Source organism: Streptomyces sp. UH6 (genome assembly GCF_013421635.1).
Classification (GTDB): domain Bacteria; phylum Actinomycetota; class Actinomycetes; order Streptomycetales; family Streptomycetaceae; genus Streptomyces; species Streptomyces abyssomicinicus.
Map to the genome: position 1 here is coordinate 1 of NZ_JACADT010000871.1, position 2,413 is coordinate 2,413.

The following is a 2,413-nucleotide window of genomic DNA, read 5'->3' on the forward strand; positions in this document are numbered from 1 at the left end:
CGACCCCGGTCCAGCCCTGCGGCACCGTGCCGAGCCGGACCCGCTGCGGGTGGTCGCCCACCGGGGTGGAGGTGATCTTCCGGCCGGTGGCGAAGGATATGGAGGTGACCTGGTCGGCGCCCGACTCCGAGACGACGCACGCGCTGCCGTCCCCCGTGACGGTGGACCAGTACGGCTTGGAGACCGGGACCAGCGGCCCCTCCTGGAGCGTCGCACGGTCCACGATCGTGGCGTAGTCGTCCATGGTCCCCGCCACGCACAGGTGCCCGCCGTTCGGCTCCATCGTCAGGCCGTGGTGGCGGGAGTCGTTGACGAAGCCGGTCCGGTCGTCGGAGGTGGCCGGGTTCTTCGGCAGCGTCTTCATCCGGGTGATCCTGTCGGTGGCCACGTCGTACTCGAAGAAGCCGTTGAAGAAGGACACCTGGAAGTAGAGCTTCGACTCGTCCGGGCTGAACGCCGCCGGGCGGACCGCGTCCGAGTAGGCGCCGTAGCCGGCCGCGTCCAGGCGCTGGCGCATGTCGATGGTGCGGACCACCTGGAGCGTCTGCGCGTCGGCGACGGTGATCTTGCGGTCGCCCTTCAGGAAGTCCATCCACGGGGCGTCCAGGTCGTTGTTCACCTCGCCGATGGACATGTTCCAGATCCTGCCGTCACCGGTGAAGACGTTCTCGTGCGGCTTGTCCCCGGTGGGGAAGCTGCCGATCTCCCGGCCGGTGCCGATGTCGAGGACGTGCACCTTGTTCCCGGTCGACGCCGAGACCGCCACCCGGCCGCCGTCGGGGGAGACCGCCATGTGGTCCGCGCGGAAGCCGTCCACCTGGAAACGCCAGTTGACGCGGCCGGTGGTCAGCGAGATGGACACCACGTCGGCGAAGCTCGGCCGGGAGACGACCACCGAGGAGCCGTCCGGCGTGGAGTACATGTCGTCCGCGAACTGGTCGTGGCCCTCGCCCGCGGTCTCCCGGATGACGAGGAAGCCGGCCAGCCGGACCGGGTTGAGATAGATCTCCTTCAGGCGCTGCTCCTTGTCCGGGATCAGGTTGAGCTTCCCGATCGGGGACAGTCCCGCGTCGGAGGACAGCACGCTGGCGGTGCCCTCCCAGTTGTTGGCGACGTACAGCACCTCGCGCTGCTGCTGCGCCTCCTCGGCGCCGGCCTGCCCGGCACCCGCGACGGTCAGCACCGTCGCGGCCGCCAGGGCCCGGAACACCCGTCCGCGTCCGACCTTCTCTCTCACACTGTGCTCCTGTCTCCAGAAACCGGGTTCTCTCCGGACCGCTTCAGTGTTACCGGGGGTAAGGTAATGGCCTTACGGGTCGGTAACCAGAGTCCGCGCACGCCTGGTCGACGGGAGCACGCCGCTGCACCCCTGTTTCGGCCACGCCCGACTCCCCAGGAGCCCGCCCATGGACTTCGGACTCGTCCTGCAGACCGACCCGCCCGCCTCCCGCGTGATCGAGCTGATGCGGCGCGCCGAGCGAAACGGCTTCAGCCACGGCTGGACCTTCGACTCGGCCGTGCTGTGGCAGGAACCCTTCGTGATCCACAGCCAGATCCTCGCGGCGACCGAGAGGCTGACCGTCGGACCGATGGTCACCAACCCCGGCACCCGCACCTGGGAGGTCACCGCCTCCACCTTCGCCACCCTCAACGACATGTTCGGCGACCGCACGGTGTGCGGCATCGGGCGCGGCGACTCGGCGATGCGGGTGGCCGGCCGCAGCCCCAACACCCTGGCCGCCGTGGCCGAGGCGATGCGGGTGATCCGCTCCCTGGCCTCGGGAGAGGAGACCGACCTCGGTGACGGCACCGTGATCCGGTTCCCCTGGGTGCGGCCGGGGAGCGGACTTCCCGTGTGGATGGCCGCCTACGGGCCGAAGGCACTGCGCATGGCGGGCGAGCGGGCCGACGGGTTCATCCTCCAGCTCGCCGACCTGTACCTCACGGAGTACATGGTGAAGGCCGTCCGGGACGCCGCCGCGGCGGCCGGGCGGGACCCGGACGAGGTGACCGTCTGCGTCGCCGCGCCCGCCTACGTCACCGACGACGACTCGCCGGAGGCACTGGCCCACGCCCGCGAACAGTGCCGGTGGTTCGGGGGCATGGTCGGCAACCACGTGGCCGACCTGGTCACCCGGTACGGCGCCGACACCGCGGTCGTGCCGCACGAGCTGACCGACTACATCGCGGCCCGCCAGGGCTACGACTACTCCCACCACGGCCGCAGCGGGAACCCGGACACGGCCTTCGTCCCCGACGAGATCGTCGACCGGTTCTGCGTCCTGGGCCCCGTGGAACGGCACCTGGAGAAGCTGGCCGCGCTGCGCGACCTCGGCGTCGATCAGTTCGCCGTGTACGACATGCACGACGCTCAGGAGAAGGTCGTCGACGTCTACGGCGCGCGGGTCATCCC

2 protein-coding genes are annotated in these 2,413 nt (G+C 70.2%); one reads left to right on the plus strand and one right to left on the minus strand.

All coding sequences use genetic code 11. The annotated features are described in order from the left end of the window. Positions 1-1,237, minus strand: a 1,237-nt coding sequence (locus HW445_RS26945; protein ID WP_374939702.1) for a YncE family protein, incomplete at its 3' end; no start/stop codon positions are given. A 169-nt stretch (positions 1,238-1,406) separates the two neighbouring features. Between HW445_RS26945 and HW445_RS26950 the strand changes: the two genes are divergently transcribed. After that, a partial coding sequence (locus HW445_RS26950; RefSeq protein WP_180223482.1) for a TIGR03842 family LLM class F420-dependent oxidoreductase occupies positions 1,407-2,413 on the plus strand: 1,007 nt, incomplete at its 3' end.